Source organism: Comamonas denitrificans (assembly GCF_017368815.1).
Taxonomy (GTDB): Bacteria; Pseudomonadota; Gammaproteobacteria; order Burkholderiales; family Burkholderiaceae_C; genus Comamonas; species Comamonas denitrificans.
In genome coordinates this window covers 65,345-90,197 of record NZ_JAFNME010000004.1, presented here as the reverse complement: position 1 = coordinate 90,197, position 24,853 = coordinate 65,345, and the positions used below count along the sequence as shown (strand labels likewise).

Sequence of the window (24,853 nt, the reverse complement as noted above, 5' to 3'; positions counted from 1 at the left end):
CTGGCCTTTTAGTTACCCACGGTCACGTAGATGTGGCAGGTGGGCTTGCTGATACGGTTGCCACGGCCTTTGGCGCGGGCGGTGAAACGCTTGAGCGTGGTGCCTTGTTCGACGAAGATGGTCTTGACCTTCAGATCGTCGATATCAGCGCCATCGTTGTGCTCGGCGTTGGCAATGGCGGACTCCAGCACTTTTTTAACGATACCAGCAGCTTTTTTCTGCGTGAACGTCAAGATGTTCAGAGCTTGATCCACTTGCTTGCCACGGATCAGATCGGCTACCAAGCGGCCCTTGTCTACCGACAAGCGCACGCCACGGAGAACAGCACGTGTTTCAGACATGTTCATTCCTTATTTCTTGGCCTTCTTGTCGGCAGGGTGACCTTTGAAGGTACGCGTCAGAGCAAATTCGCCCAACTTGTGACCTACCATTTGGTCGGTGATGTACACGGGCACGTGTTGCTTACCGTTGTGCACGGCAATGGTCAAACCGATGAAATCGGGCAACACCATGGAACGACGCGACCAGGTTTTAACAGGACGTTTGTCCTTACCGGCAACCGCCTTTTCCACTTTAGCCTGCAAGTGATGGTCAACAAATGGACCCTTTTTAATAGAGCGTGTCATTGGCTACCCCTTACTTTTTACGACGCGACACAATCATGTTTTGTGTGCGCTTGTTGTTACGGGTGCGGTAGCCTTTGGTCAAGTTACCCCATGGGTCAACAGGATGGCGACCACCCTTGACACGACCTTCACCACCACCCAACGGGTGATCGACCGGGTTCATCACCATACCGCGAACGGTGGGGCGAATACCCATCCAGCGCTTCACACCAGCTTTACCCAACTGGCGCAGGCTGTGCTCTTCGTTGGACACTTCACCAATCGTGGCGCGGCACTCGATATGAATCCGACGCACTTCGCCAGAACGCATACGCACTTGGGCGTATGTGCCTTCACGGGCCAGCAGCGTTGCCGAGGCGCCAGCGGAACGGGCCAACTGCGCACCAGCGCCGATTTTCAGTTCGATGCAGTGAATGGTCGAACCCACCGGAATGTTGCGAATCGGCATGGTGCTACCAACGCGGATCGGGGCTTCTGCACCGCTCAGAATTGTCGCACCCACTTCCAAACCACGGGGGGCAATGATGTAGCGACGCTCACCATCGGCATAGCACACCAAAGCGATGTGGGCCGTACGGTTGGGGTCGTACTCAATGCGCTCAACCTTGGCGGGGATACCGTCCTTGTTGCGCTTGAAGTCCACTACGCGGTAGTGGTGCTTGTGGCCACCGCCCTTGTGACGGGTGGTGATGTGACCGTTGTTGTTACGACCAGCTTTCTGGAATTGCGGCTCCAGCAGCGGGGCGTAAGCATCACCCTTGTGCAGGTGGTCACGCGTAACTTTCACCATGCCACGACGGCCAGGCGAAGTCGGTTTAATTTGAATCACAGCCATGGTTTACGCAGCCTCCCCAGACAGGTTCAGCTCTTGACCCTCTTTGAGCAGCACATAAGCCTTGCGCACATTGTCGCGGCGGCCTACGGTCTTGCCAAAGCGCTTGGTCTTGCCTTTGGTGTTCACTACGGAAACGCCTTTAACTTCGACCTTGAACAGCAGCTCAACAGCAGCTTTGATCTCAGGTTTGGTGGCGTTTTGCAGCACTTTAAAAGTTACGGCATTGGATTTTTCAGCGACCATCGTGGCTTTTTCGGACACGATAGGAGCAACCAACACCTGCATCAGACGACCTTCGTCAAACTTGGGGGCATTCATGCGAACATCTCCTGGAGTTTGTCGATTGCGCCCTTGGTGACGAGCACTTTCTTGAATTGGATCAGCGAGACGGGGTCTGCATAGCGCGGCTCAACCACGAAGACATTCTTCAAGTTGCGCGAGGCCAAGTACAGATTTTCGTCCACTTCTTCAGCGATCACCATCACCGACGATTGCAGGTTCATGGCCTTGAACTTATCGGCCAGCACCTTGGTCTTGGGCGAATCAACTTTGAGCGACTCAACCACGACCAGACGACCTTCACGGGCCAGCTGCGAGAAAATGGCAGCCATACCAGCGCGGTACATCTTTTTGTTGATTTTCTGCGTGAAGTTTTCTTCTGGCAGGTTCGGGAAAATACGTCCGCCCCCACGCCACAGCGGAGAAGAGGTCATACCAGCACGGGCGTTACCCGTACCTTTTTGCTTGAAGGGCTTTTTGGTCGAGTGCTTAACCTGCTGGCGGTCTTTCTGGGCACGCGTGCCTTGACGGCCATTGGCACGGTAAGCCGTAACCAATTGGTGAATCAGGTCTTCGTTGTAAGCACGACCAAAAACAGTCTCAGGCGCATCGATTTGCGCTGCGGTTTGACCCTGTTCATTCAGGAGTTCGAGCTGCATTAGTTCGCTCCTTTGCTAGCTTTGGCCTTGATGGCAGGCCGCACGGAGACGAACCCACCTTTGGAGCCAGGAATGGCACCCTTGATCAGCAACAGCTGACGGGCCTCATCAATGCGCACCACATCCAGGTTCTGGGTGGTCACGGTCTCATCACCCATGTGACCGGTCATGCGCTTACCGGGGAACACGCGACCGGGGTCTTGTGCCATACCGATAGAACCAGGTACGCGGTGCGAGCGGCTGTTACCGTGCGAATTGCGCTGTGCGCCAAAATTGTGACGCTTGATCGTGCCCGCAAAACCTTTACCGATGGAAGTGCCTTGCACGTCCACTTTTTGGCCCACAGCAAACAGATCGGCCACAGGCAAAGTAGCGCCAGCGGCGTACTTGGCAGCAGTTTCCTCGGTCACTTGAAATTCGCGGGTGATTTCACCGGCTTCAACACCGGCTTTGGCCAGGTGGCCAGCTTCTGGCTTGGACACGCGCGAAGCTTTGCGCGAACCAAACGTGACCTGCAAGGCCACATAGCCATCATTCTCTTGGGTTTTCACCTGGGTCACGCGGTTGTTCGACACATCCACCACTGTGACAGGGATCGCGCCCCCGTCATCAGTGAACAGACGCATCATGCCCACCTTGCGGCCCAGCAACCCTAGGGAGTTGCTCAGACTCATTTAATTACTCCAATACTTTCGCCGCTGCAACTGCAATTGGCCCAGCGTTGCGCTCAGTAAAAAGACTTCCAGCGCACGAAAGAAGGTTGATGAAACTTCGTGCAAAAACACGAAGCACAGAATTTTAACGCGAACTGCCCAAGTGAGCAAGTTCGCGTTAAAAAATTGATCAAATCCCACCCATTCAGGCAGGATTTAAATTTTATTGCAGCTTGATTTCGACATCCACGCCGGCTGGCAGGTCGAGCTTCATCAAAGCATCCACTGTTTTATCGGTGGGATCGACGATGTCCATCAGGCGCTGGTGTGTGCGGATTTCAAGCTGATCGCGGCTGGTCTTATTGACGTGCGGCGAGCGCAGGACGTCAAAACGCTTCATGCGCGTCGGCAAAGGCACGGGGCCTTTGACAATCGCGCCAGTGCGCTTGGCGGTTTCCACAATTTCAGCGGCCGATTGGTCAATCAGCTTGTAATCGAAGGCTTTGAGGCGGATACGGATTTTTTGCTTGGACATTATTAATTCCTAGTTGTGCTAAGAATTAAGCAATGACCTTGGCAACCACGCCAGCGCCCACGGTACGACCACCTTCGCGGATAGCAAAGCGCAGGCCTTCTTCCATGGCGATGGGGGCGATCAGCTTGACGGTGATCGACACGTTGTCGCCAGGCATCACCATTTCTTTGTCAGCAGGCAACTCGATCGAGCCGGTAACGTCCGTGGTACGGAAGTAGAACTGGGGACGGTAGTTGTTGAAGAAAGGCGTGTGACGGCCACCTTCGTCTTTGGACAGAACGTACACCTCAGCGGTGAAGTGGGTGTGCGGCTTGATGGAGCCGGGCTTGCACAGCACTTGGCCGCGTTCCACGTCTTCACGCTTGGTGCCGCGCAGCAGCAGACCCACGTTGTCACCGGCTTGGCCTTGGTCCAGCAGTTTGCGGAACATTTCGACGCCCGTGCAGGTGGTTTTCTGGGTGTCTTTGATACCGACGATTTCGATTTCTTCGCCGACTTTAATGATGCCGCGCTCGATACGACCGGTCACCACGGTGCCACGGCCAGAGATGGAGAACACGTCTTCCACAGGCATCAGGAATGCGCCGTCCACAGCACGCTCAGGCGTGGGGATGTAGCTGTCCAGGGCCTCTGCCAGTTTGATCACAGCCGCTTCACCGATGGGCGATTGGTCGCCTTCCAGGGCCAGCTTGGCCGAGCCACGGATGATGGGGGTGTCGTCGCCAGGGAATTCGTATTTGTCCAGCAGCTCGCGCACTTCCATTTCGACCAGCTCCAGGAGCTCTTCGTCATCGACCATGTCGCACTTGTTCAGGAACACGATGATGTAAGGCACGCCCACTTGGCGGGCCAGCAGGATGTGCTCGCGAGTCTGGGGCATGGGGCCGTCAGCGGCCGAGCACACCAAAATAGCACCGTCCATCTGGGCAGCGCCGGTGATCATGTTTTTCACATAGTCAGCGTGGCCGGGGCAATCGACGTGGGCGTAGTGGCGCGTGGCCGTTTCGTATTCCACGTGCGAGGTGTTGATGGTGATACCACGGGCTTTTTCTTCAGGCGCGTTGTCGATTTGCGAGTAGTCTTTGGCTTCACCACCGAAGGCCTTGGACAGCACCGTTGCCAAAGCAGCGGTCAGCGTGGTTTTACCGTGGTCCACGTGGCCGATGGTGCCCACGTTTACGTGGGGCTTCGACCGTTCAAATTTTTCCTTTGCCATTGCAAATTCTCCAAAAGAGCTTCGCCTGTGTGGGGTTTAACGTCTGCACTCGATTGCTGTCTCACCCTGCACAGGACAACAGGGTGGCACCGAATCGCAGATTGCAAAAATATTTTGCTAATTGATAGCTGCTAACGCTTACTGGATAAGCGCTAGCAGCCTATTTCACTATTATTTAGCGCGGGCCGACACAATGGCATCTGCCACGTTGCGCGGTGCTTCCGAGTAGTGCTTGAATTCCATGGTGTAGGTCGCACGACCTTGGGTCATGGAGCGCAGCTGGGTGGCATAACCAAACATCTCGGACAGGGGCACCTCCGCCTTGATGGCTTTGCCGCCACCGACCATGTCGTCCATGCCCTGCACCATGCCGCGACGGCTGGACAAATCGCCCATCACCGTGCCGGCGTAGTCTTCGGGGGTTTCCACTTCCACGGCCATCATGGGCTCCAGGATGACGGGGTTGGCTTTGCGTGCAGCCTCTTTGAAACCAAAGATGGCGGCCATCTTGAACGCCTGCTCGGACGAGTCCACATCGTGGTAAGAACCGAAGGTCAGTGCAACCTTCACGTCCACCACCGGGTAGCCAGCCAGCACGCCGCTGGTCAGGGCCTCTTCCACACCCTTTTGCACAGCAGGGATGTATTCGCGCGGCACCACACCGCCTTTGATTTCGTCCAGGAACTCAAAGCCTTTGCCAGCTTCGTTCGGCTCCAGGCGGAACACCACGTGGCCGTACTGGCCTTTACCACCGGACTGGCGCACGAACTTGCCATCCACATCCTTGACGGTGTTGCGAATGGTTTCGCGGTAGGCCACTTGGGGCTTGCCCACGTTGGCTTCCACGTTGAACTCGCGCTTCATGCGGTCGATGATGATGTCCAGGTGCAGCTCGCCCATACCGGCGATGATGGTCTGGCCCGATTCTTCGTCGGTGCGTACGCGGAAAGACGGGTCTTCTGCCGCCAAGCGCGACAGGGCAATGCCCATCTTCTCTTGGTCGGCCTTGGTTTTGGGCTCGACGGCCTGGGCAATCACAGGCTCAGGGAACACCATTTTTTCCAGCACGATGGGAGCGGACACGTCGCACAGGGTCTCGCCCGTGGTCACGTCTTTCAGGCCCACGCAAGCGGCGATGTCACCGGCGCGAATTTCATCGACTTCTTGGCGCTCGTTGGCGTGCATCTGCACGATACGGCCAATGCGCTCTTTTTTGCCTTTGGTGGCGTTCAGCACGGTCTCACCTTTGGTCAGCACGCCCGAATAGACGCGCACAAAGGTCAGCTGGCCCACAAAGGGGTCGGTCATCAGCTTGAAGGCCAGCGCAGAGAATTTCTCAGCGTCGTCGGCCTTGCGGGTGATGCGCTTTTCTTCATCGTCGGGGTCGGTACCGGCCACGTCAGGGATGTCGGTCGGCGCAGGCAGCAGGTCCAGAACCGCGTCCAGCATGCGCTGCACGCCTTTGTTTTTAAAGGCCGTACCGCACAGCATGGGCTGGATTTCGGTGGCAATGGTGCGCTGACGCAGACCCGCCAAAATCTCTTCTTCGGACAAGTCACCTTCTTCCAGGTACTTGTTCATCAGATCTTCGTTGGCTTCAGCAGCCGCTTCCACCATGTTTTCGCGCCACTTGTTGCAGGTTTCCACCAAGTTGGCAGGAATCTCACCGTATTCGAACTTCATGCCTTGGCTGGCATCGTCCCAGATGATGGCTTTCATCTTGAGCAGGTCCACCACGCCTTCAAAGTTATCTTCCGCACCAATGGGCACGACGATTGGCACGGGGTTGGCCTTCAGGCGCAGCTTCATCTGATCGACAACTTTGAAGAAGTTAGCACCGGTACGGTCCATTTTGTTCACAAAGGCCAGACGCGGCACTTTGTGTTTATTGGCTTGGCGCCACACAGTTTCGGACTGGGGCTGCACGCCACCCACAGCGCAGTACACCATCACGGCACCGTCCAGCACACGCATGGAGCGCTCCACCTCGATGGTGAAGTCCACGTGGCCGGGGGTGTCAATAATGTTGATGCGGTGCTCAGGGCGGGACATGTCCATGCCCTTCCAGAAGCAGGTCACGGCCGAGGACGTAATGGTGATACCGCGCTCTTGCTCTTGCTCCATCCAGTCGGTGGTGGCAGCGCCGTCGTGCACTTCGCCCAGCTTGTGGGTCACGCCGGTGTAAAACAGGATGCGTTCAGACGTGGTGGTTTTACCTGCGTCAATGTGGGCCGAGATACCGATATTGCGGTAGCGGCTAATAGGGGTTTTGCGAGCCATGATGGATCCTTGATGATCAAAGGAAAGCTGTTGCCTACAGTGCAGATGGCACTTGTTTAGCAGCAGCTGCAAAGGGTATCCCTAGAACCTGAACAAGGTCGCCAGCAAGGATTTGCGGGCGACCTCTTCGGGCCCCAGAGGCCAAGGCTTTAGAAGCGGAAGTGGCTGAAGGCCTTGTTGGCTTCGGCCATGCGGTGCACTTCGTCACGCTTTTTCATGGCACCGCCACGGCCTTCGGTGGCTTCCATCAGCTCGTTGGCCAGGCGCTGGGCCATGGACTTTTCGCTGCGCTTGCGGGCAGCTTCTTTGAGCCAGCGCATGGACAGCGCCAGGCGACGCACGGGGCGCACTTCCACGGGCACTTGGTAGTTGGCACCACCGACACGGCGGGACTTCACCTCGACCATGGGTTTGACGTTGTTCACAGCGGTGATAAACACTTCCAGAGCGTTTTTCTCGGGCTGTTTTTTCTCGATCAGTTCCAGAGCGCCGTAAATGATGCGCTCGGCAACTGCTTTTTTGCCGCCTTCCATGATCACGTTCATGAATTTGGACAGCTCGACGTTACCGAATTTAGGATCCGGCAGGATTTCACGTTTAGGGACTTCGCGACGACGTGGCATTTTTCACCTCTATCTTTGCTTCAGTTGGCACCATTTCAGGCACCGCAAGAATCCAGCAGAATTCTTACTTACTCGACCCGCGCACACCATGTACGTTAGGGCCACTACGCTGTTACCGCGCCACGCAGGTCACGCTTTTTGCGGCAAAACAGCACCGAAAATTTTTTAAAACCTGTGGGCCAGGGATTACTTGGCCTTGGGCTTCTTGGCACCGTATTTGGAGCGCGACTGCTTGCGGTCTTTCACGCCTTGCAGGTCCAGCGAACCGCGCACGATGTGGTAACGCACACCAGGCAAGTCTTTAACACGACCGCCGCGCACCAGCACCACGCTGTGCTCTTGCAGGTTGTGGCCTTCACCGCCGATGTAAGAGATGACCTCAAAACCGTTGGTCAGGCGCACTTTGGCAACCTTACGCAAAGCGGAGTTAGGCTTCTTGGGCGTCGTGGTGTACACACGGGTGCACACGCCACGGCGCTGGGGGCAGTTTTCCATAGCAGGGCTTTTGGATTTAACAACTTCGACCGTGCGGCCCTGGCGCACGAGTTGGTTAATGGTTGGCATGTATAGCGTCCCTCAACGTGAAAACATGAAGCGCTTTAAAAAGCGCAAACGTGAAACCCTTCGGAAAATTCCGAAAAGCCCGTAAATATAGCAGTCCAAAAAATTTGGTGCAAGTGTCTGTGAATTTAAACCCAAAGCCAATTACCGAATCCACAAGCGAATGGCATCCCAGACGCGGCGAAAGAAGCCACCTTCTGGCACTTCTTCCAAGGCAAAAACGGGCAGCTGGGCCAGCGTCTCCGTTCCCAGTTGCACATGCAAAGTACCGATCTGCTGGCCTTTGGCAATGGGGGCAATCAGCGGGTCTTGGCGCTCAATGCGCGTGCTCAGTTGGCCGCTGCTGCCCGAGGGCACGGTGACCACCGTGGCGGCTTCGCGCCCCAGTTTGACGCTGCTTTGGCTGCCTTTCCAGAGGAGCGCATCTTCCATCGCTTGGCCAGCCTCAAACAATTTGACTGCGTCATAGGCGGTGTAGCCCCAATTGAGCAGTTTTTGGCTCTCATTGGCACGCGCGTTTTCGCTGGTGGTGCCCAGCACAATCGAGAGCAAACGCCGCCCGCCCACCTGGGGCATGTCCCGCTGCGCCGTGGCGACCAGGCAATAGCCCGCCGCGTTGGTGTGACCGGTTTTCAGGCCATCCACACTGGGGTCGCGAAACAGCAAGGTGTTGCGGTTTTTACTGTTGGCGGCCGGGGTGCCTTCGTAGCGGTAGTCCTTGATCTTGTAGTAGTGCATGTATTGCGGAAAGTCACGCATCAAGCGCATGGCCAGAATCGACAGATCGCGCGCCGTGGTCAGGTGACCGGGTTCGGTCAGGCCCTCGGGGTTGCGATAGGTGGTGCCAGTCATGCCCAGGGCTTTGGCCTGCTCGTTCATCAGGCGCACAAAGTTTTCTAGTGTGCCGCCCACCCCTTCGGCCAGGGCCATGGTGGCATCGTTGCCGGACTGGACGATCATGCCTTTGATCAGGTCATCCACGGGCACCTGCATCTTGGGGTCGATGAACATGCGCGAGCCGGGCATTTTCCAGGCCCGCTCACTGACGGGCAGGCGCTGCTCCAGGGTGAGTTTTTGCGTGCGCAGGGCATCAAACACCAGGTAGCCGGTCATCAGTTTGGTCAGCGAGGCCGGCTCGATTTGTGCATCCACATCCTTGGAGGCCAGCACCTGGTTGGCCGTTACGTCCACCAGCATGTAATTGCGGGCCGCAATTTCTGGCGGCGGCAAACTTGCTACCTGGGCCCCAGCCCATACGGGGGTCAAAGCGGCAGCGCACAAAAGGGTACGGAAATATTTTTTCAAAGCAGTCATCGGAGGAAAACAACAAGGCCTGCGGGTGCAGGCCGTGGTTAGGAAAAAGCGGTCACAAAACCGGGCTGAGCAAATGGCGCAGCACCAGCGATTTGAGCAAGGGCAGTTGCCCATGAAAAAAGTGCTCGCCGCCGGGCACCACCGTCACCGGCAGCACTTGGGGCCGGGCCCAATCGAGCACGCTGGCCAGGGGCACGGTGTCGTCTTGCTCACCATGCAGCACCAGGGTGCGCTCGTGCGCCTGGGGCGGCACAGGGGCTGGATCGAAACGGCTGGCCGCAGTTCCCACCAATACAATTTTTTGCAGGCGCTCGGGCGACCACAGCGCTTGCACCGCATGGGTGGTGACAAAAGCGCCAAACGAAAAACCCGCCAGGGCCAACGGCCCGTGCGGCGCGACCTGTTGCACGATGGCAAGCAGGTCTTGCAGCTCGCCCCGGCCCCCATCGTGCTCGCCCACACTGGCACCGACCCCGCGAAAGTTAAAGCGCACCACCTCCCAATCGGCCTGCACCAGGGCGCGGGTAAGGGTTTGCACGACTTTGTTGTGCATGGTGCCGCCGTACAGGGGATGGGGGTGGGCCACCACGGCGACCCCTTTGGCGCTGCCCGCTGGGCGGTTGCGCACCGCCTCCACCGGGCCAACCATGCCATCGAGGGTGATTTTTTCGGTTTGCGCGATCATTTGCATGGCTTAGCGGCCCAGGTGCTCAGGGATGCGCAAGCGTTCCACGATGCGGCCATTTTTGAGGTGGGATTCAACAATCTCGTCGATGTCAGATTCATCGATAAAGCTGTACCACACGCCTTCGGGATAGACCACGCAGACCGGGGCGGCCGCGCAGCGGTCTAAGCAACCGGCTTTGTTTACACGCACCTGGCCTTTGCCGGCCAAACCGGCGGCTTGTACGGCGCGTTTGCAGTGGTCAAACCCGGCTTTGGCACCGTGCAGGCTGCAGCAATCTTCGCCATTGGGGCGCTCGTTCAGGCAGAAAAAAATATGCCGCTCATAGTAAGCAGCAACGGGGGTGGTTTCAGAAGGGGCAGCGTTGGTCATGCGGCCGATTCTAAAGAGGCTCACTGCGCCGGGTCAGCCGCGCCGCCACATACACCAGCAGGGCATACGGCCAGAGCCAGCCCAGCCACTGCCCCAGGCCATAGAACTGCACAAACCGCCCCTGCTCCCACAGCTGCAAGGTTTGGGCAAAGTAGGCACTTTGCGGCGCTTGGTTGAGCAGGCTCAATTGCAGCGCCAGCCCCAGCAAGGCCACCACCGCACTCCAGCGCCAGGGCAGCACGGCCAACAGCACCGCCAGCCCCAATCCCACCACCAAGCCCAAGGCCGCAGGGCGGCTAAGCCACGCCCAGGCGTTGTTGGGCCCGTAGCCCAAAGCGCAGGACAGCGCCGTGACACCCACGCCAATAGTTATAAAAAAAGGAGCTGCAACCGCACGTTTTACCGATGATTTAACCAATAAATTCATCAATAAGCATGGTATTAAAGCGCCAACAGCTACGCAAAATAGATAACCCAAAGGGGTTAAAGCCTGCTCCGGCGCAGAGCGCAACGGCAGCCACGCACTGAATGCCGAGCCTTGCAGCCACCGGGCCAAGCCCGCTTCCAGGTGCGGCAAGACCTGCCCCAGCCCCAAAGGAATGGCCGCCGGAAACAGCAGCGCCCAGGGCCACAACAGCAGCAAGGCAATCCCACCCGCATCGCCCTGCCCCAGCCAGCGCTGGCGAAAATCCGTCCAGCGCTGCACCCCCCCGGCCCAGTGCAGCAGCCAGGCCAGCGCCCCGCCCAGCGCAGCACCGGCGCTGTTGAGCAGCCAATCCAGATTCGAGGGCACGCGCCGGGGCAGGTACAGCTGCAGCACCTCCATGCCCAGCGACAAGGCACTGCCAACCCCCAGCGCCAGCAGCACCGCCCCGCGCGGCCAGCCTGAGCGCACCATGCCCAAGCCCAGCAAAAAGCCCAGGGGCAGGTAGCCGGCGATGTTGCTGCCCACGTCAAACCCCGTCCAATACTGGGGCGGCAGCGGCTGGGTGAACACAGCCCACCACACCAGCTCTTGATCACGCCAGCCAGCAAACGGGTACAGGCTGGCAAACACAATCAAGGCCGCATACAGCAGCGCCAACGGCCAGGCAGAAGATTTATGCAGCATGGCCGGTGTGCCCCGGGTTTAAAACGGCTTGACCACCACCAAAATGACGACCACGGTCAGCAGCAGCACCGGCAGCTCGTTGAACCAGCGGTACCACACATGGCTGCGCATCGACTGCCCTGCCTCAATGCGGCGCAGCATGCGGGCACACACCCAGTGGTAGCCGATGGTGACCAGCACCAACACCAGCTTGGCGTGCAGCCAACCCGTGGCCCCCCACCACCACTGCAGCCACAGCCACAGCCCCAAGCCAACCGCCGGAACGGCCAACAAGGTGGTAAAGCGCAACAGCTTGCGTGACATCAGCAAGAGCCGCTCACGCTCGGCCACCGAGCCCGGCGGCACCATCGCCAAATTGACGTAAATGCGCGGCAAATAAAACAAGCCAGCAAACCAGCTGGCCACAAAAACGATATGAAAAGCTTTGACCCATAACATAGGGTCCGCAGTGTACGTGCCCCGGCAAAACCTGGGCACGCCGCACCCCACACTGCACACCGGCCCATCGCCCGCCTGCGCCGCGCAGCCACAGCCGCATGCGCGAAAAAAAGCCCGGCCAAAGGCCGGGCGCAGAAACCCTTGGTTGCCCAAGGCCCGCTCAGGGAGGTCAAGCAGGGAGGGCAGCCAAGCTGCTCTCGCGGGCCAATCTAACAGCCGGGACAAGGCCGCCGGGAGGGGACTATCCCCAAGACCGCCAGGCGCGGCACAATCAACGCCCATGCACTTATCCAACCCCACTCCCTTCCCCGCCAACCGCCCGCGCCGCCTGCGCCGCGATGCCTTTACCCGCAACCTGGTGCGCGAGCACCGCCTGTCGGCGCACGATTTCATCTACCCGGTGTTCGTCCACGAAGGCGAAAACCGCCGCGAAGCCGTGCCCTCCATGCCCGGCGTGGAGCGCCTGTCGCTCGATTTGCTGCTGGACGTGGCGCGCGAATGCGTGGCCCTGGGCATCCCCTACATGGCGCTGTTTCCGGCCATCGACCCCAGCCTGAAAACCCCCGATGGCCAAGAAGCGGCCAACCCCAACGGCCTGATCCCGCGCGTGGTGCGCGCCCTGAAAAAAGAATGCCCTGAACTGGGCATCATGACCGACGTGGCCCTGGACCCCTACACCAGCCACGGCCAGGACGGCATCTTGGACGAGAGCGGCTACATCATCAACGACGACACCGTCGAGATGCTGGTGGCCCAGGCGCTGGCGCAGGCGGCTGCCGGTGTCGATATGGTCGCGCCCAGCGACATGATGGACGGGCGCATTGCCGCCATCCGCGACGCGCTGGAGGCGCACGGCCACATCCACACGCGCATCATGGCCTACAGCGCCAAGTACGCCAGCAGCTTTTACGGCCCGTTCCGCGATGCCGTGGGCACGCGCGGCGCCCTGGGCAAGGCCGACAAAAACGTGTACCAGATGGACCCCGCCAACACCGACGAAGCCCTGCGCGAAGTGGCGCTGGACATTGCCGAAGGCGCGGACATGGTGATGGTCAAGCCCGGTATGCCCTACCTGGACGTGGTGCGCCGCGTGAAAGACGAGTTCAAGGTGCCCACCTTTGCCTACCAAGTGTCGGGCGAGTACGCCATGCTCAAAGCCGCTGCCGCCAACGGCTGGCTCGACCACGATGCGGTGATGCTGGAAAGCCTGCTGGCCTTCAAACGTGCCGGGGCCGACGGCATCCTGACCTACTTTGCCATCGACGCGGCCAAGCGGCTGCGGGGGCAGTAAGCCGCTGCCTGCGTTACTGTTATTTAAATAGCACTGTCCGCTTGTAATTAATTCATCTAGCCATAAATTAATCAAACAATCATTGTTTATCAAGCGGTAAAAGCTATTTAATTACTTTACCTTGCCACTCTTCGCCATTGAAAGAACGACCTATGCCGCACTCTTTGTTTGATCCCGTGCAATTGGGCGATCTGCCCCTGCGCAACCGCATCGCCATGGCCCCGCTGACGCGCAACCGCGCCCGTGGCAACGTGCCCAATGCCCTGACGGCCACCTACTACGGCCAACGGGCCAGCGCGGGGCTGATCATCTCGGAAGGCACCCCCATCAGCCAGCAGGGCCAGGGCTATGCCGACGTGCCCGGCCTGTACCAGCCCGAGCAGCTGGCGGGCTGGCAGGGCGTGACCGAGGCCGTCCATGCCCAAGGCGGCACCATCTTTGCGCAGCTGTGGCACGTGGGCCGCGTCTCGCACACCAGCCTGCAACCAGCCGGGGGCGCACCGGTGGCCCCTTCGGCGCTGACGGCCGAGGCCAAAACCTATCTGGTCGATGCCGCCACGGGCGCAGGCAGTTTTGCCGCCACCTCGGCCCCGCGTGCCTTGCTGGCGCAGGAGCTGCCGGGCATCGTGGCCGACTTTGCCCAAGCCGCCCGCCATGCGCGGCAATGCGGCTTTGACGGGGTGGAAATCCACGGGGCCAACGGTTACCTGCTCGACCAGTTCCTCAAAGACGGCAGCAACCAGCGCGACGATGCCTGGGGCGGCAGCATCGAGAACCGCGTGCGCCTGGTGTGCGAGGTGGTGCAGGCCGTGACCGCCGCCATCGGTGCGGGCCGGGTGGGGCTGCGCATCTCGCCGGTCAGCCCGGCCAACGGCATCCACGACAGCGCCCCGCAGCCGCTGTTTGAGCACCTGCTGCGCTGCCTTGCGCCGCTGGGGCTGGCCTACATCCACGTGATCGAGGGGGCCACAGGCGGGCCGCGCAGCCTGCCAGAGCAGCCCTTTGACTACGCCGCCCTGAAGGCTGCCTACCGCAGCGCCGGCGGCCAGGGGCTGTGGATGGTGAACAACGGCTACACGCGCGAGATGGCCCTGGAGGCCGTGGCCAGCGGTTATGCCGACATGGTGGCCTGGGGCAAGGACTTCATCGCCAACCCCGATCTGGTCGAACGCCTGCGCCGCGATGCGCCGCTGAACCCGGGCCGGCGCGAGCTCTACTACGGCGGCGGGGCCGAGGGCTATACCGACTACCCCCGGCTGGCGGATTAAGCCCGGCCGCAGGGCAGATTAGCCCTGCGCCGGCCCCTTGGCCGCCGCATTCTTCTCCCAGTCCCGCAGGCGGCGGTACAAGGTACGCTCACTCACCCCCAGGGCGCGGGCCTGCTCTTGGCGGGTGCCGCTGGTGTGCTGCACGGCCTGGTGCAAGGCCTGGGCTTGGCGGCTGCGCACGCTAGCGCGGCTTGGCCCCGCCAGGGGCGGCGGCGGGGGCGCGGCATCCAGGGCCAGCGCCTGGGCCATGGCAGGGCCGCTGATGCTGCGCCCCTCGGTCAGCAGCAGCACCCGCTGCAGCACATTGCGCAATTCGTGCAGATTGCCAGGCCAGGGGTGGCGCAGCAGCGCCTGCTGGGCCGCCGCGCACAGGGTGTACGTGTGCCCAGGGGCCAGGCGCTGCAGCAAACCATCGGCCAGCAGCAGCACATCGGCCCCGCGTTCGCGCAGCGGCGGCAAAAGCAACGGCAAGGCGCTGAGCCGGTAGTACAGCGCAGCGGGCCATTGCTGCGCCTGCACTTGGCTGCGCAAGTCGATGCTGGTGGTGGCCACAATGCGCACATCGGCCTGGCGCAATTCGCTGCTGCCCACGCGGCGGTAGGTGCCGCCGTCCAGCAACTGCAGCAGGCGCGGGTGCAGGCTGGCGGGCAAGTGCTCGATCGCTTTGAACAGCAGGCTGCCGCCCTGGGCCGCCTCCACCCACCCCGGGCGGGCAGGCACGCCGGTGCGGCCTTGGCCAAACAGCTCAAGCTCCAGCAGCCCCTCGGGCAGTGCGGCGCAATCGACGACGACCAGCGGGCGCTCCGCCCGGGCGCTGGCCGCGTGCACCACGTGCGCAGCCAGGGTTTTGCCCGTGCCAGGTTCGCCTTGCAGCAGCACGCTGGCCGTGCTGCGGCCGGCGCGGGCCAACCACTCCACCACCGCCTGAAACGCCGGGGAGCGCCCCAGCAAGGCCGCAGGCTGCGGCCCGGCCGCCCCCAGGGGCAGCAGCTCCATCTTTTCTAAAAAATACTGCGCTGGCCCGGCCCCGGTGCGCAGGGGCTGCAAGGTGATGGCCACGTGCTCCTGCCCGCGCTGGGTGTGGTGCAGATGCAGCACCCGCTCACTTTGCCCACTGTATTGGGCACGGGCCAGGGGGCAGGCCTCGCCCGCCTGGTCACAAGGGACGGATGAGCGGTGCGAGACGGCATAGCACGTGCGCCCCAGCACCGAGGCATCTTGCCCAAAGACCTGCTGGTAGGCGCTATTGGCGGCCACGATGCGGTACTGGGCATCAAACAAGACATGCGGCTGGGGCAAGGTTTCCAGCCAGGTGGCCAGCAAATCGAGGGCATCAGGGGGGGTGGGAGGGGTCATGGCAACAGCAGGCGCAGCGACAAAGCTGCCAAAGTCTGCCAAAAATGGCAGTCATCCTCTGCCAAATCAACAATCAGTGGCAGACCCAGCAGCCAAAATTTTTATTAACACATTGTTTTTATTGTCGTTTAAAGCAAAGTAAAACAGTCGATTATTGAATCGTGAATTTGATAAAGAATAAATTCCCCCTGTTCTCTATCGGATGCTTATGTCTGAAGAAAAAAACCAATCCACCGTCAGTTTTTACGCTCCACACAAAAAGGTGTATCCCCGGGCCATTGATGGCATGTTCAACCGCTGGCGCTGGGTCATGGTGTGGGTCACCCAGTTGGTGTTCTACGGCCTGCCCTGGCTGCAGTGGGGCGAGCGCCAAATGGTGCTGTTTGATCTGGGGGCCCGGCGCTTTTACCTGTTTGGCCTGGTGCTGTACCCGCAGGACTTTATCTACCTGACGGGGCTGCTCATCCTCTCGGCGCTGTCGCTGTTTTTATTTACGGCGGTGGCTGGGCGGCTGTGGTGCGGCTTTACCTGCCCGCAAACGGTCTATACCGAGATTTTCATGTGGCTGGAAAACCGCATCGAAGGTGACCGCAGCGCCCGCATGCGCCTGGACAAGGCGGCGTGGACTTCGCCAGAAAAGCTGGCCAAAAAAGGCCTCAAACAACTGGCCTGGGTGAGCGTGGCGCTGTGGACGGGCTTTACCTTTGTCGGCTTTTTTGTGCCCATTCGCTCCCTGGGGGCCGAAATTTTGCAGTGGCAGGGCGGCTGGCAGCTGTTTTGGGTGTTTTTCTACGCGTTTGCCACCTACGGTTTTGCCGGCTTTATGCGCGAGCAGGTGTGCAAATACATGTGCCCCTACGCCCGCTTTCAAAGCGCCATGTTTGACGAGGACACCCTGATCGTCACCTACGACAGCGCCCGGGGCGAGCCGCGCGGCGTGCGCAGCAAAAAGGTCGATCCCAAGGCCGCCGGGCTGGGCGACTGCATTGACTGCTCGCTGTGCGTGCAGGTCTGCCCCACGGGCATCGACATCCGCAACGGCCTGCAGTACGAGTGCATTGGCTGCGGCCTGTGCGTGGACGCGTGCAACACGGTGATGGACAAGGTGGGCTACCCGCGCGGACTGATCCGCTTTGCCACCCAAAGCGGCATGCGCCAGCGCTGGACCAACCACCAAATGCTGCGCCGCGTATTCCGTCCACGCGTGCTGGGCTATGGCGCGGTACTGCTAACGCTGGCCGTGGCGATGATGGTGAGCCTGGTCACGCGCACCCCGCTCAAAGTGGACGTGGTGCGCGACCGCACCGCCATTGCCCGCATCGTGCCCGGGGGCAAGCTGGAAAACGTGTACCAGCTGCAAATCATGAACGCCACCGAAACGCCGCAGCACTACCGCATCAGCGCCCAGGGCTTGGAGGGGCTGACGCTGGCCCCGGATTCAACCGTGCAAGTGCCCGCCACCGGCGCGCGCTGGGTGTCGGTGCAGCTGCAAATCCCCTACGGCAGCGCAGCACCAGGCTCGCACCCGATCCACTTCACCGTGCAAGCCCTGGAGCACCCGGCCCAGGTGCAGGAAAAAGCCACCTTCCTGGTGCCCCGCTAGCACGGCGTAGTTTTTAAGCAAAAAGAGCTGTTAGCGCTGATCCAGCATGCGCTAACAGCTCTTTTTTTTATTGATTAACAACCTGCTGACGCGGGCTGGCTCAAGTGCGCATCAATGGCCAGCAAGGCTGCCAAGACGGCTTGGCTGGCCGCACCGGGGCAGCGCTGCGACCATTCATGTTCGGCCAAAGGGTGCACGCTGCAGGCACCGGGCAAGGGCGCTTGCGCATCCAGCAAGGCATGCAAGCGCGGCAAAAACACCCACTGCAGCCACTGCTCGATGCGCAAGGTATCGACCATAAAAGGCAGGGGCGAGGCCAGGGCATCGGCCGGTGGGGGCTGCGGCTGCCACAAATCGGCTGCGCGCATGGCCGCTTCCAGGGCCTGCAGTAGGGGGCGTAAATCGGCCGGGGTCGGCATGGTGTCGTGGGCAAAAGTCATGCCCGCCATTGTCCCGTTTCCGGGCTGGCACCGTAGGCTGGCGGGCTGTTCTACACTTGGCCCGCTATGCCACTACCTGCCTGCGCTATGTCCCCCCGCCCACTTGCCCACCCCGCTCGCCGCCGCTGGCTGCTCATGACCGCAGCGACGGTGCTCAGCGGGTCCGCCCTGGCCCAGGTTGCTGTGGGCGATGCCTCGCGCCTGCGCCATTTGGTGCCGGCCGAGCAGTTAGAACAATCGGCCAACCAGCAGTACGCACAACTGCTGCAAGAGGCCAAGGCCCAAGGCCGCTTGGTGCCCACCAGCGATGCCCAGGTGCAACGCCTGCACGCCATTGCCCAGCGCCTGATCCCCTTTACCGCCCAGTGGAACCGCCGCGCCAGCCAATGGCAGTGGCAGGTGGCACTGATTCGCAGCCCGGACATCAACGCCTTTTGCATGCCGGGCGGAAAAATCGCCTTTTACACCGGCATTTTGGACACCCTGCGCCTGACCGACGATGAGGTGGCCATGGTCATGGGCCACGAAATGGCCCACGCCCTGCGCGAGCACGCCCGTGAGCAGCTGGCGAAAAACTCGGCCACCAGCATCGGCATCTCGCTGGGAGCGCAGCTGCTGGGCCTGGGCGATATCGGCAACTACGCTGCCCAACTGGGCGGGCAGCTGCTCAGCCTGAACTTCAGCCGCAGCGACGAAAGCGATGCCGATCTGGTCGGCCTGGAAATTGCCGCCCGCGCCGGCTACAACCCGCAAGCGGCCGTGCGCCTGTGGGAAAAAATGGGCCAAGCCACCGGCAACAGCACGCAAGGCCTGGCCTTTTTGTCCACCCACCCCAGCGGGCCCCAGCGCATTCGGCAACTGCAGGCCAATGTGCCCAAGGTGCAGGGCTTGTACGAGCAGGCCAAGCGGCGGTAAAACGTGTTCATGGTCTCGAATGAAGCCGCGCCCGCACACCCATGAGGAGATCGTGAACACGTTCTAAGCCCCGGTGCCTGGTCGGCAGGCGGGCAGCATCAGTTTTTCAACAACACGTTGCGGTACTGAATGGCCTCGGCCACATGCGCACTGGCGATGCCCTCGCCCCCGGCCAAATCCGCAATCGTGCGGGCCACGCGCAAGGTGCGGTGGGTGGCGCGGGCCGACCAGGCCAGGCGCTCGGCCGCTTTGTGCAGCAGGGCGTGCGCGGCAGGTTCCAGCTGCAGCACGGCTTCTAATTGCTGGCCGTGCAATTGCTGGTTCGCCCCGCCTTGGCGGGCCACCGCCCGCTGGCGCGCTTGCACCACGCGCTGGCGAATGGCCGCGCTGCTTTCCCCGGTGGGCGCTTGCAGCAGCTCTTGCGCTGGCAGCGCGGGCACGTGGACGTGCAAATCAATGCGGTCCAGCAGCGGGCCGCTCAACTTGCCTTGGTAACGGCCAATTTGCTGCGGGCTGCAGCGACAAGGCCGCTGGGTGCTGCCATGAAAGCCACAGGGGCAGGGATTCATCGCCGCCAGCAGCTGAAAGCGGGCCGGGAACTGGCTGCTCAAGGCCGCGCGGGCAATAGTGATGTGGCCGTTTTCCAGCGGCTCGCGCAGCGCTTCCAGGGCGCTGCGGGCAAATTCCGGAAACTCATCCAAAAACAGCACGCCATGGTGGGCCAGCGAAATGGCCCCCGGCCGGGGCGGGGAGCCCCCGCCCACCAGCGCCACCGCGCTGGCGGTGTGGTGCGGGGCGCTGGTGGGGCGCAGGCCCCATTCCTGCGGGTCAAAGCGCCCGGCCAGGCTGGCCACGGCGGCGCTCTCCAGCGCCTCTTGCTCGGTCATGGCGGGCAGCAGGCTGCTAAAGCGCTGGGCCAGCATGGATTTACCGGCCCCCGGTGGCCCCACCAGCAGCAGGCCGTGCCCGCCAGCGGCGGCAATCTCCAGGGCGCGTTTGGCTTGCACCTGGCCCTTCACATCGGCCAGATCGGGGCCGCTGGCGCGGTGGACAGGGGCTTGCGCGGTGATGCGCTGCCAGCCTTCGCCGCCGGGCTGGCCCAGCAAATGCGCCACCACATCGAGCAAATGCGCCGCACCAAACACCTGGGCGGCGGGGGCCAAAGCGGCTTCGCGGGCACTGTCCAGGGGCAAAACCAGGCGCTGATCGCCGCCGTGCAAGCTGCTGACCAGGCCGCCGCGCACCGGGCGCAGGGCACCGGAGAGGGACAACTCCCCGGCGAACTCCCAGCCGTGCAAAGCCTCCAGCGGAATTTGCCCGCTGGCGGCCAAAATCCCCAGTGCAATCGGCAGGTCAAAGCGGCCCGAATCCTTGGGCAAGTCGGCCGGGGCCAAATTCACGGTGATGCGCTTGTTGTTGGGAAACTCCAGCCCGCTGTTTTGCAAAGCGCAGCGCACGCGCTCGCGGGCCTCTTTCACCTCCACATCGGCCAGCCCCACCAAACTCAGGCTGGGCAGGCCATTGGCCAGATGGACTTCCACCGTCACCGCCGGGGCGGCCAGTCCCAGCAGGGCACGACTTTGAACACACGCAAGGGTCATGGCCCGCCTTTCTCAGTGCAAAAGTGGCCAATCTAGTGCCCCCCTGGCGGCCCACCAAGGGGATTGACCCGTAGACCCGGCGGCCATCTTCATGGCCAGCGTTCAAAAAATTCAAGCCGCCGCCCAGCCCGCCCGCTACCATCGCCCGCTATGGAAACCGCCTTGCACAACATTCTGGAGCGCGTACGCGCCGCTGCTGCCGATGCCACCCCTTTGCGCCTGTGTGGCGGGGGCAGCAAAGATTTTCATGGTCTGGCCCTGGAGGGCACACCCCTGGAGCTGCGCCCGCTGCGCGGCATCATCAGCTACGAGCCGACCGAGCTGGTCGTCACCGCCCGCGCCGGCACGCCGCTGCAGGAGCTGCAGGCCACCTTGGCCCAAGCCGGCCAGGCCCTGGCCTTTGAGCCCCCGCACTTTGCCCTGGGCGACAAGCAGCCCACCGTGGGCGGCATGGTGGCCGCCGGGTGGTCCGGCCCCGCGCGGGCCAGCAGCGGCGCGGTGCGCGATTTCGTGCTGGGCGTGGAAATCATCAACGGCCGGGGCGAACTGCTGCGCTACGGCGGCCAAGTCATGAAAAACGTCGCGGGCTACGATGTCTCGCGCCTGATGGCCGGCAGCTGGGGCACGCTGGGCGTGATCACCGAGGTGAGCTTGAAAGTGCTGCCCGTGGCCCCGGCGCAGGCCACCTTGGTCTTTGCCATGAACGAGGCGCAGGCCCTGGAGGCACTGAACCGCTGGGGCGGCCAGCCCCTGCCGCTGAACGCCAGTTGCTGGGCACAAGGCCAGCTGTGGCTGCGCCTGTGCGGTGCCCAGGCCGCCGTGCAGGCCGCCTGCCAAAAACTGGGCGGCGAGCGCCTGCCCGACGACCAGGCCGCAGCCCTGTGGCACAGCCTGCGCGAGCAGCAGCACCCCTGGTTTGCCGCCCGCAGCGATGCCGATGCGCTGTGGCGACTGTCGCTGCCGCAAACTGCCGCCCCCCTGGCCCTGCCCGAGGGTATTGCCGCACCGCTGATCGAATGGCACGGAGCCCAGCGCTGGGTGCAGGCCCCGCGCACCATGGCCAGCGCCATCACCGCAGCGGCCCAGGCCGCTGGGGGCAGCGCCACTATTTTCAGAGCTGAACGCGCTGATCAATTAAGCAATTGGCCGATCTTTAACCCGCAAAGTGCCACTTTGCAAGCGGTGCATGCTCAGTTAAAAAAAGCATTTGATCCGCACGGCCTGTTGAACCCTGGCCGCACCGGCCTTTGAAGGAGCGACCATGCAAACCCATCTGGCCCCTGAATTTCAAGGCACCCCCGACGGCCTCGAGGCCGAAGCCATCCTGCGCAAATGCGTGCACTGCGGTTTTTGCACCGCCACCTGCCCCACCTACCAAACCCTGGGCGATGAGCTGGACGGCCCGCGCGGGCGCATCTACCTCATCAAACAAGTCATGGAAGGCACCGCGCCCACCCGTGCCACCCAGCTGCACCTGGACCGCTGCCTGACCTGCCTGAACTGCGAAACCACCTGCCCCAGCGGCGTGCAATATGGCCGCCTGATCGACATTGGCCGCAAAGTGGTCGATGCCAAGGTGCAGCGCCCCCTGGGCGAACGCCTGCAGCGCTGGGCGCTGAAAGAGGGCCTGAGCTCGCCCCTGTTTGCCCCGGCGATGAAGCTGGGCCAGGCCGTGCGCAGCCTGCTGCCCGAGGGCATCCGCGCCAAGGTGCCCGCCAAAAGCGAACACGGCACTTGGCCGGCGCAGGAGCACCCGCGCAAGGTGCTGCTGCTGGCCGGTTGCGTGCAACCGGCGATGCTGCCCAACATCAACTACGCCACCGCCCGGGTGCTGGATGCCGTGGGCATCCAGACCGTGGTCATCGACCAGGCCGTGTGCTGCGGCGCGGTGAAATTCCACCTGAACGACCAAGAAGGCGGCAAAGACCAGATGCGGGCCAACATCGATGCCTGGTGGCCGGCCGTGCAAGCCGGTGAGGTTGAAGCCATTGTGAGCAACGCCAGCGGCTGCGGCGTGATGATCAAAGACTACGGCCACGCCCTGCGCCTGGATGCGCAGTACGCCGACAAAGCCGCCCGCATCAGCGCCCTGGCGCGTGACCTGGCGCAGCTTTTGCCCGACCTGCTGCCGGAGCTGGTGGACAAGCTCGCCGGCAAGGCCCAGCTACCGCCAGCGGCCATGGCCTACCACCCGCCCTGCACCTTGCAGCACGGGCAAAAACTCAAAGGCGTGGTGGAAGCCAACCTGAGCAAACTGGGCTTTACCCTAAAAACCGCGCGCACCGAAGCGCACCTGTGCTGCGGCTCGGCCGGCACCTATTCCGTGCTGCAGGCCGACATCTCACAGCAACTGCGCCAGCGCAAGCTGGGCGCTTTGGGCGAAGCCTTTACCGACGACAGCCCGCCAGCGGCCATCCTCTCGGCCAACATTGGCTGCATCAGCCACCTGCAGGCCGGCACCAGCATCCCGGTGCGGCACTGGGTGGAGGTGCTGGACGAGGCGCTGGCACGCTAAGAACGTACTCAGGCCACGCCCTCAGTGCCCGGCAAAGTCCACCAAGGTGAACAGCGGCAGCTGCCCCACGGTTTGCAGCAGTGTGGAGCCGCCCAATTCGGGCAAATCCACAATCGCGGCCCCTTCCATGACGGTAGCGCCCAATTTTTCCAGCAGTTTTTTGCCCGCCATCATGGTGCCGCCGGTGGCAATCAGGTCGTCGATGAGCAGCACCTTGTCGCCCGGCCGCACGGCATCGGTGTGCAGCTCGACGGTGGCGCTGCCGTATTCAAGTTCATAGGTCTCCTCCACCGTGGTGAAGGGCAGCTTGCCTTTTTTGCGGATCGGCACAAAGCCCACGCCCAGTTCGTAGGCGATGACCGAGCCGATGATGAAGCCGCGCGCATCCAGCCCGGCCACCACATCGGGGCGCATGGCTTTGTCCATGTAGCGGTGGACAAAGGCATCAATCAGCACCCGAAACACTTTCGGGTCTTGCAGCAGCGGGGTGATGTCCCGAAACTGCACCCCCGGCGCGGGCCAGTTGGGAACGGTGCGAATGTGTTCGCGCAAATAGTCGTGGACGCTAGAGGAATGCATAGGGCTGGCGTTGGGTTGGGTGCGCAAAAGCGCAGAACAAAGAAGCGGCTGCGAGTGTAGCCGCCCACCGCCTAAAATCGCCGCCTATGACTGATGGCACCTCCCCTATCCCGCACGTGAACGGCTCCCAAGCGCTGGCCACGGCCCGCGCTACTTTGCACATTGAAATTGCCTCGCTGCACGCACTGGCCGAGCGCTTGGACGAACCCTTCGTCGCGGTGGTGCAGGCCATTTTGGCGCTGCGCGGGCGGGTCATCGTCATGGGCATGGGCAAAAGCGGCCATGTGGGGCACAAGATTGCCGCCACGCTGGCCTCCACCGGTACGCCCGCTTTTTTTGTGCATCCGGCCGAGGCCAGCCATGGCGACCTGGGCATGGTGCGTGGCAGCGATTTGGTGCTGGCCCTGTCCAATAGCGGCGAGAGCCATGAAATCACCGACCTGCTGCCCGTGCTCAAACGCCAGGGCGTGCGCGTGGCCGCCATGACGGGCAACCTCCAGTCCACTTTGGCCCAGCACGCCGATTGGGTGCTGGACACCAGCGTCGAGCGCGAAGCCTGTCCGCTCAACCTGGCCCCCACGGCCAGCACCACCGTGCAACTGGCCCTGGGCGATGCCCTGGCCACGGCCTTGCTCGATGCCCGGGGCTTTCAGGCCGAGGACTTTGCCCGCTCCCACCCCGGCGGCTCGCTGGGCCGGCGGCTGCTGACCCATGTGCGCGATGTCATGCGCAGCGGCAGCGAACTGCCTCGGGTGCAGGCGCACGACGATTTTTTTACCCTCATGCGCGAAATGAGCGCCAAAAACCTGGGGGCGGCCATCATCGTCGATGCCAACAACCAAGTGCTGGGTATTTTTACCGACGGGGACTTGCGCCGCCGTCTGGAGCAAGGGGCCGATTTGCGCCAGGCCAGCGCCCAGGATTTAATGCACCCGCGCCCGCGCACCATTGCCCCGCATGTGCTGGCCACCCAAGCTGCCCAAATGATGGAGCAGCACGGCATTACCAGCGTGGTCGTGGTCGATGGCGCCAACACCTTGGTCGGCCTGGTGCATATCCGTGACCTGATGCTGGCCAAAGTTATTTAACCCCCCGCTC

The 24,853-nt window shown here is 61.9% G+C and carries 28 protein-coding genes; 8 read left to right on the top strand and 20 right to left on the bottom strand.

Annotated features, from left to right (window positions below; translation table 11 throughout):
• Positions 1 to 8: 8 nt before the first annotated feature.
• From rplV to J1777_RS02840, 16 genes are all read right to left on the bottom strand, one after another.
• On the bottom strand, positions 9 to 341 hold the full coding sequence (rplV, locus tag J1777_RS02915) for a 50S ribosomal protein L22 (protein WP_207574337.1): 333 nt from the start codon (positions 339 to 341) through the stop codon (positions 9 to 11).
• A gap of 9 nt (positions 342 to 350) precedes the next feature.
• Positions 351 to 626, bottom strand: a complete 276-nt coding sequence (gene rpsS / locus J1777_RS02910) for a 30S ribosomal protein S19 (protein ID WP_207574336.1) — start codon at positions 624 to 626, stop codon at positions 351 to 353.
• A 10-nt stretch (positions 627 to 636) separates the two neighbouring features.
• Complete coding sequence (rplB, locus tag J1777_RS02905) at positions 637 to 1,461, bottom strand: 50S ribosomal protein L2 (RefSeq protein WP_207574335.1); 825 nt, start codon at positions 1,459 to 1,461, stop codon at positions 637 to 639.
• A 3-nt stretch (positions 1,462 to 1,464) separates the two neighbouring features.
• Positions 1,465 to 1,779 (bottom strand): 50S ribosomal protein L23, encoded by a 315-nt coding sequence (rplW, locus tag J1777_RS02900; RefSeq protein WP_207574334.1) that lies wholly within the window; start codon positions 1,777 to 1,779, stop codon positions 1,465 to 1,467.
• Complete coding sequence (rplD, locus tag J1777_RS02895) at positions 1,776 to 2,399, bottom strand: 50S ribosomal protein L4 (RefSeq protein WP_207574333.1); 624 nt, start codon at positions 2,397 to 2,399, stop codon at positions 1,776 to 1,778. The genes rplW and rplD overlap by 4 nt, the downstream gene beginning before the upstream one ends.
• A complete protein-coding gene (gene rplC, locus J1777_RS02890; RefSeq protein ID WP_207574332.1) occupies positions 2,399 to 3,073 on the bottom strand; it encodes a 50S ribosomal protein L3 in 675 nt (224 codons plus the stop codon). Before rplC ends, rplD begins: the two co-directional genes overlap by 1 nt.
• A 202-nt stretch (positions 3,074 to 3,275) precedes the next feature.
• Complete coding sequence (gene rpsJ, locus J1777_RS02885) at positions 3,276 to 3,587, bottom strand: 30S ribosomal protein S10 (protein WP_207574331.1); 312 nt, start codon at positions 3,585 to 3,587, stop codon at positions 3,276 to 3,278.
• A 25-nt stretch (positions 3,588 to 3,612) separates the two neighbouring features.
• On the bottom strand, positions 3,613 to 4,803 hold the full coding sequence (gene tuf / locus J1777_RS02880; protein ID WP_207574330.1) for an elongation factor Tu: 1,191 nt from the start codon (positions 4,801 to 4,803) through the stop codon (positions 3,613 to 3,615).
• Positions 4,804 to 4,974: 171 nt separating this feature from the next.
• Positions 4,975 to 7,083 carry an elongation factor G gene (fusA, locus tag J1777_RS02875; RefSeq protein WP_207574329.1) on the bottom strand — a complete coding sequence of 703 codons (2,109 nt, stop codon included), beginning with the start codon at positions 7,081 to 7,083 and terminating at the stop codon, positions 4,975 to 4,977.
• A gap of 149 nt (positions 7,084 to 7,232) precedes the next feature.
• Positions 7,233 to 7,706 carry a 30S ribosomal protein S7 gene (gene rpsG / locus J1777_RS02870; RefSeq protein ID WP_207574328.1) on the bottom strand — a complete coding sequence of 158 codons (474 nt, stop codon included), beginning with the start codon at positions 7,704 to 7,706 and terminating at the stop codon, positions 7,233 to 7,235.
• 186 nt (positions 7,707 to 7,892) lie between these two features.
• The gene (gene rpsL / locus J1777_RS02865) at positions 7,893 to 8,270 is read right to left on the bottom strand and encodes a 30S ribosomal protein S12 (RefSeq protein WP_012202325.1); all 378 of its coding nucleotides are present in this window, start codon (positions 8,268 to 8,270) and stop codon (positions 7,893 to 7,895) included.
• A 141-nt stretch (positions 8,271 to 8,411) separates the two neighbouring features.
• On the bottom strand, positions 8,412 to 9,581 hold the full coding sequence (locus tag J1777_RS02860) for a D-alanyl-D-alanine carboxypeptidase family protein (RefSeq protein ID WP_207574327.1): 1,170 nt from the start codon (positions 9,579 to 9,581) through the stop codon (positions 8,412 to 8,414).
• Between the two features lie 52 nt (positions 9,582 to 9,633).
• Positions 9,634 to 10,266 carry an alpha/beta hydrolase gene (locus tag J1777_RS02855; RefSeq protein ID WP_207574326.1) on the bottom strand — a complete coding sequence of 211 codons (633 nt, stop codon included), beginning with the start codon at positions 10,264 to 10,266 and terminating at the stop codon, positions 9,634 to 9,636.
• 9 nt (positions 10,267 to 10,275) lie between these two features.
• Positions 10,276 to 10,638, bottom strand: coding sequence for a (2Fe-2S) ferredoxin domain-containing protein (locus J1777_RS02850; protein ID WP_207574325.1), 363 nt, complete (start codon positions 10,636 to 10,638; stop codon positions 10,276 to 10,278).
• Positions 10,639 to 10,648: 10 nt separating this feature from the next.
• Positions 10,649 to 11,746, bottom strand: a complete 1,098-nt coding sequence (locus tag J1777_RS02845) for a VanZ family protein (RefSeq protein ID WP_207574407.1) — start codon at positions 11,744 to 11,746, stop codon at positions 10,649 to 10,651.
• A gap of 21 nt (positions 11,747 to 11,767) precedes the next feature.
• Complete coding sequence (locus J1777_RS02840) at positions 11,768 to 12,187, bottom strand: CopD family protein (protein ID WP_207574324.1); 420 nt, start codon at positions 12,185 to 12,187, stop codon at positions 11,768 to 11,770.
• A gap of 280 nt (positions 12,188 to 12,467) precedes the next feature.
• On the opposite strand from J1777_RS02840, the gene hemB reads away from it, so the two are divergent.
• Both hemB and J1777_RS02830 read left to right on the top strand, forming a co-directional pair.
• Positions 12,468 to 13,478 (top strand): porphobilinogen synthase, encoded by a 1,011-nt coding sequence (gene hemB, locus J1777_RS02835; protein ID WP_207574323.1) that lies wholly within the window; start codon positions 12,468 to 12,470, stop codon positions 13,476 to 13,478.
• Positions 13,479 to 13,630: 152 nt separating this feature from the next.
• Complete coding sequence (locus J1777_RS02830) at positions 13,631 to 14,746, top strand: alkene reductase (RefSeq protein WP_207574322.1); 1,116 nt, start codon at positions 13,631 to 13,633, stop codon at positions 14,744 to 14,746.
• A gap of 18 nt (positions 14,747 to 14,764) precedes the next feature.
• Here J1777_RS02830 and J1777_RS02825 read toward each other — a convergent pair whose 3' ends face one another.
• Entirely contained in the window at positions 14,765 to 16,102 is a 1,338-nt protein-coding gene (locus tag J1777_RS02825; protein WP_207574321.1) for a sigma 54-interacting transcriptional regulator, read from the bottom strand.
• Here J1777_RS02825 and J1777_RS02820 point away from each other — a divergent pair.
• Together J1777_RS02820 and ccoG are read left to right on the top strand one after the other, a co-directional pair.
• Positions 16,101 to 16,244, top strand: coding sequence for a hypothetical protein (locus J1777_RS02820; RefSeq protein WP_207574320.1), 144 nt, complete (start codon positions 16,101 to 16,103; stop codon positions 16,242 to 16,244). The two genes, J1777_RS02825 and J1777_RS02820, sit on opposite strands and share 2 nt — an antisense overlap.
• Positions 16,245 to 16,310: 66 nt before the next feature.
• Positions 16,311 to 17,705, top strand: a complete 1,395-nt coding sequence (ccoG, locus tag J1777_RS02815; protein ID WP_242700351.1) for a cytochrome c oxidase accessory protein CcoG — start codon at positions 16,311 to 16,313, stop codon at positions 17,703 to 17,705.
• Between the two features lie 74 nt (positions 17,706 to 17,779).
• Here the strand turns inward: ccoG and J1777_RS02810 are convergent, their stop codons facing one another.
• The gene (locus tag J1777_RS02810) at positions 17,780 to 18,145 is read right to left on the bottom strand and encodes a YqcC family protein (protein WP_242700350.1); all 366 of its coding nucleotides are present in this window, start codon (positions 18,143 to 18,145) and stop codon (positions 17,780 to 17,782) included.
• Between the two features lie 66 nt (positions 18,146 to 18,211).
• Between J1777_RS02810 and J1777_RS02805 the strand changes: the two genes are divergently transcribed.
• Positions 18,212 to 19,060, top strand: coding sequence for a M48 family metallopeptidase (locus J1777_RS02805; RefSeq protein WP_423220533.1), 849 nt, complete (start codon positions 18,212 to 18,214; stop codon positions 19,058 to 19,060).
• A gap of 98 nt (positions 19,061 to 19,158) precedes the next feature.
• On the opposite strand, the gene J1777_RS02800 is transcribed toward J1777_RS02805, so the two are convergent.
• The gene (locus J1777_RS02800; protein WP_207574317.1) at positions 19,159 to 20,661 is read right to left on the bottom strand and encodes a YifB family Mg chelatase-like AAA ATPase; all 1,503 of its coding nucleotides are present in this window, start codon (positions 20,659 to 20,661) and stop codon (positions 19,159 to 19,161) included.
• Positions 20,662 to 20,811: 150 nt separating this feature from the next.
• On the opposite strand from J1777_RS02800, the gene glcE reads away from it, so the two are divergent.
• Together glcE and glcF are read left to right on the top strand one after the other, a co-directional pair.
• Positions 20,812 to 21,912: a glycolate oxidase subunit GlcE gene (gene glcE / locus J1777_RS02795; protein ID WP_207574316.1), complete on the top strand. Its 1,101-nt coding sequence runs from the start codon at positions 20,812 to 20,814 to the stop codon at positions 21,910 to 21,912.
• Between the two features lie 10 nt (positions 21,913 to 21,922).
• Entirely contained in the window at positions 21,923 to 23,176 is a 1,254-nt protein-coding gene (glcF, locus tag J1777_RS02790; protein WP_207574315.1) for a glycolate oxidase subunit GlcF, read from the top strand.
• A gap of 21 nt (positions 23,177 to 23,197) precedes the next feature.
• On the opposite strand, the gene J1777_RS02785 is transcribed toward glcF, so the two are convergent.
• Positions 23,198 to 23,755, bottom strand: coding sequence for an adenine phosphoribosyltransferase (locus tag J1777_RS02785; protein ID WP_207574314.1), 558 nt, complete (start codon positions 23,753 to 23,755; stop codon positions 23,198 to 23,200).
• An 86-nt stretch (positions 23,756 to 23,841) separates the two neighbouring features.
• On the opposite strand from J1777_RS02785, the gene J1777_RS02780 reads away from it, so the two are divergent.
• Entirely contained in the window at positions 23,842 to 24,843 is a 1,002-nt protein-coding gene (locus J1777_RS02780; RefSeq protein ID WP_207574313.1) for a KpsF/GutQ family sugar-phosphate isomerase, read from the top strand.
• Positions 24,844 to 24,853: the final 10 nt, after the last annotated feature.

Bases quoted from the DNA above. Each gene is read 5' to 3' on its own strand.
- fusA (WP_207574329.1), bottom strand. From the start codon at position 7,083: ATGGCTCGCAAAACCCCTATTAGCCGCTACCGCAATATCGGTATCTCG.
- J1777_RS02825 (WP_207574321.1), bottom strand. From the start codon at position 16,102: ATGACCCCTCCCACCCCCCCTGATGCCCTCGATTTGCTGGCCACCTGG.
- rpsS (WP_207574336.1), bottom strand. From the start codon at position 626: ATGACACGCTCTATTAAAAAGGGTCCATTTGTTGACCATCACTTGCAG.
- glcF (WP_207574315.1), top strand. From the start codon at position 21,923: ATGCAAACCCATCTGGCCCCTGAATTTCAAGGCACCCCCGACGGCCTC.
- rplW (WP_207574334.1), bottom strand. From the start codon at position 1,779: ATGAATGCCCCCAAGTTTGACGAAGGTCGTCTGATGCAGGTGTTGGTT.
- rpsG (WP_207574328.1), bottom strand. From the start codon at position 7,706: ATGCCACGTCGTCGCGAAGTCCCTAAACGTGAAATCCTGCCGGATCCT.
- glcE (WP_207574316.1), top strand. From the start codon at position 20,812: ATGGAAACCGCCTTGCACAACATTCTGGAGCGCGTACGCGCCGCTGCT.
- rplC (WP_207574332.1), bottom strand. From the start codon at position 3,073: ATGAGTCTGAGCAACTCCCTAGGGTTGCTGGGCCGCAAGGTGGGCATG.
- J1777_RS02840 (WP_207574324.1), bottom strand. From the start codon at position 12,187: ATGTTATGGGTCAAAGCTTTTCATATCGTTTTTGTGGCCAGCTGGTTT.
- J1777_RS02805 (WP_423220533.1), top strand. From the start codon at position 18,212: ATGCCACTACCTGCCTGCGCTATGTCCCCCCGCCCACTTGCCCACCCC.
- rplD (WP_207574333.1), bottom strand. From the start codon at position 2,399: ATGCAGCTCGAACTCCTGAATGAACAGGGTCAAACCGCAGCGCAAATC.
- rpsJ (WP_207574331.1), bottom strand. From the start codon at position 3,587: ATGTCCAAGCAAAAAATCCGTATCCGCCTCAAAGCCTTCGATTACAAG.
- J1777_RS02785 (WP_207574314.1), bottom strand. From the start codon at position 23,755: ATGCATTCCTCTAGCGTCCACGACTATTTGCGCGAACACATTCGCACC.
- J1777_RS02830 (WP_207574322.1), top strand. From the start codon at position 13,631: ATGCCGCACTCTTTGTTTGATCCCGTGCAATTGGGCGATCTGCCCCTG.
- J1777_RS02800 (WP_207574317.1), bottom strand. From the start codon at position 20,661: ATGACCCTTGCGTGTGTTCAAAGTCGTGCCCTGCTGGGACTGGCCGCC.
- rplB (WP_207574335.1), bottom strand. From the start codon at position 1,461: ATGGCTGTGATTCAAATTAAACCGACTTCGCCTGGCCGTCGTGGCATG.
- hemB (WP_207574323.1), top strand. From the start codon at position 12,468: ATGCACTTATCCAACCCCACTCCCTTCCCCGCCAACCGCCCGCGCCGC.
- J1777_RS02820 (WP_207574320.1), top strand. From the start codon at position 16,101: ATGGCAACAGCAGGCGCAGCGACAAAGCTGCCAAAGTCTGCCAAAAAT.
- rplV (WP_207574337.1), bottom strand. From the start codon at position 341: ATGTCTGAAACACGTGCTGTTCTCCGTGGCGTGCGCTTGTCGGTAGAC.
- J1777_RS02855 (WP_207574326.1), bottom strand. From the start codon at position 10,266: ATGATCGCGCAAACCGAAAAAATCACCCTCGATGGCATGGTTGGCCCG.
- tuf (WP_207574330.1), bottom strand. From the start codon at position 4,803: ATGGCAAAGGAAAAATTTGAACGGTCGAAGCCCCACGTAAACGTGGGC.
- J1777_RS02780 (WP_207574313.1), top strand. From the start codon at position 23,842: ATGACTGATGGCACCTCCCCTATCCCGCACGTGAACGGCTCCCAAGCG.
- J1777_RS02850 (WP_207574325.1), bottom strand. From the start codon at position 10,638: ATGACCAACGCTGCCCCTTCTGAAACCACCCCCGTTGCTGCTTACTAT.
- ccoG (WP_242700351.1), top strand. From the start codon at position 16,311: ATGTCTGAAGAAAAAAACCAATCCACCGTCAGTTTTTACGCTCCACAC.
- rpsL (WP_012202325.1), bottom strand. From the start codon at position 8,270: ATGCCAACCATTAACCAACTCGTGCGCCAGGGCCGCACGGTCGAAGTT.
- J1777_RS02860 (WP_207574327.1), bottom strand. From the start codon at position 9,581: ATGACTGCTTTGAAAAAATATTTCCGTACCCTTTTGTGCGCTGCCGCT.
- J1777_RS02810 (WP_242700350.1), bottom strand. From the start codon at position 18,145: ATGACTTTTGCCCACGACACCATGCCGACCCCGGCCGATTTACGCCCC.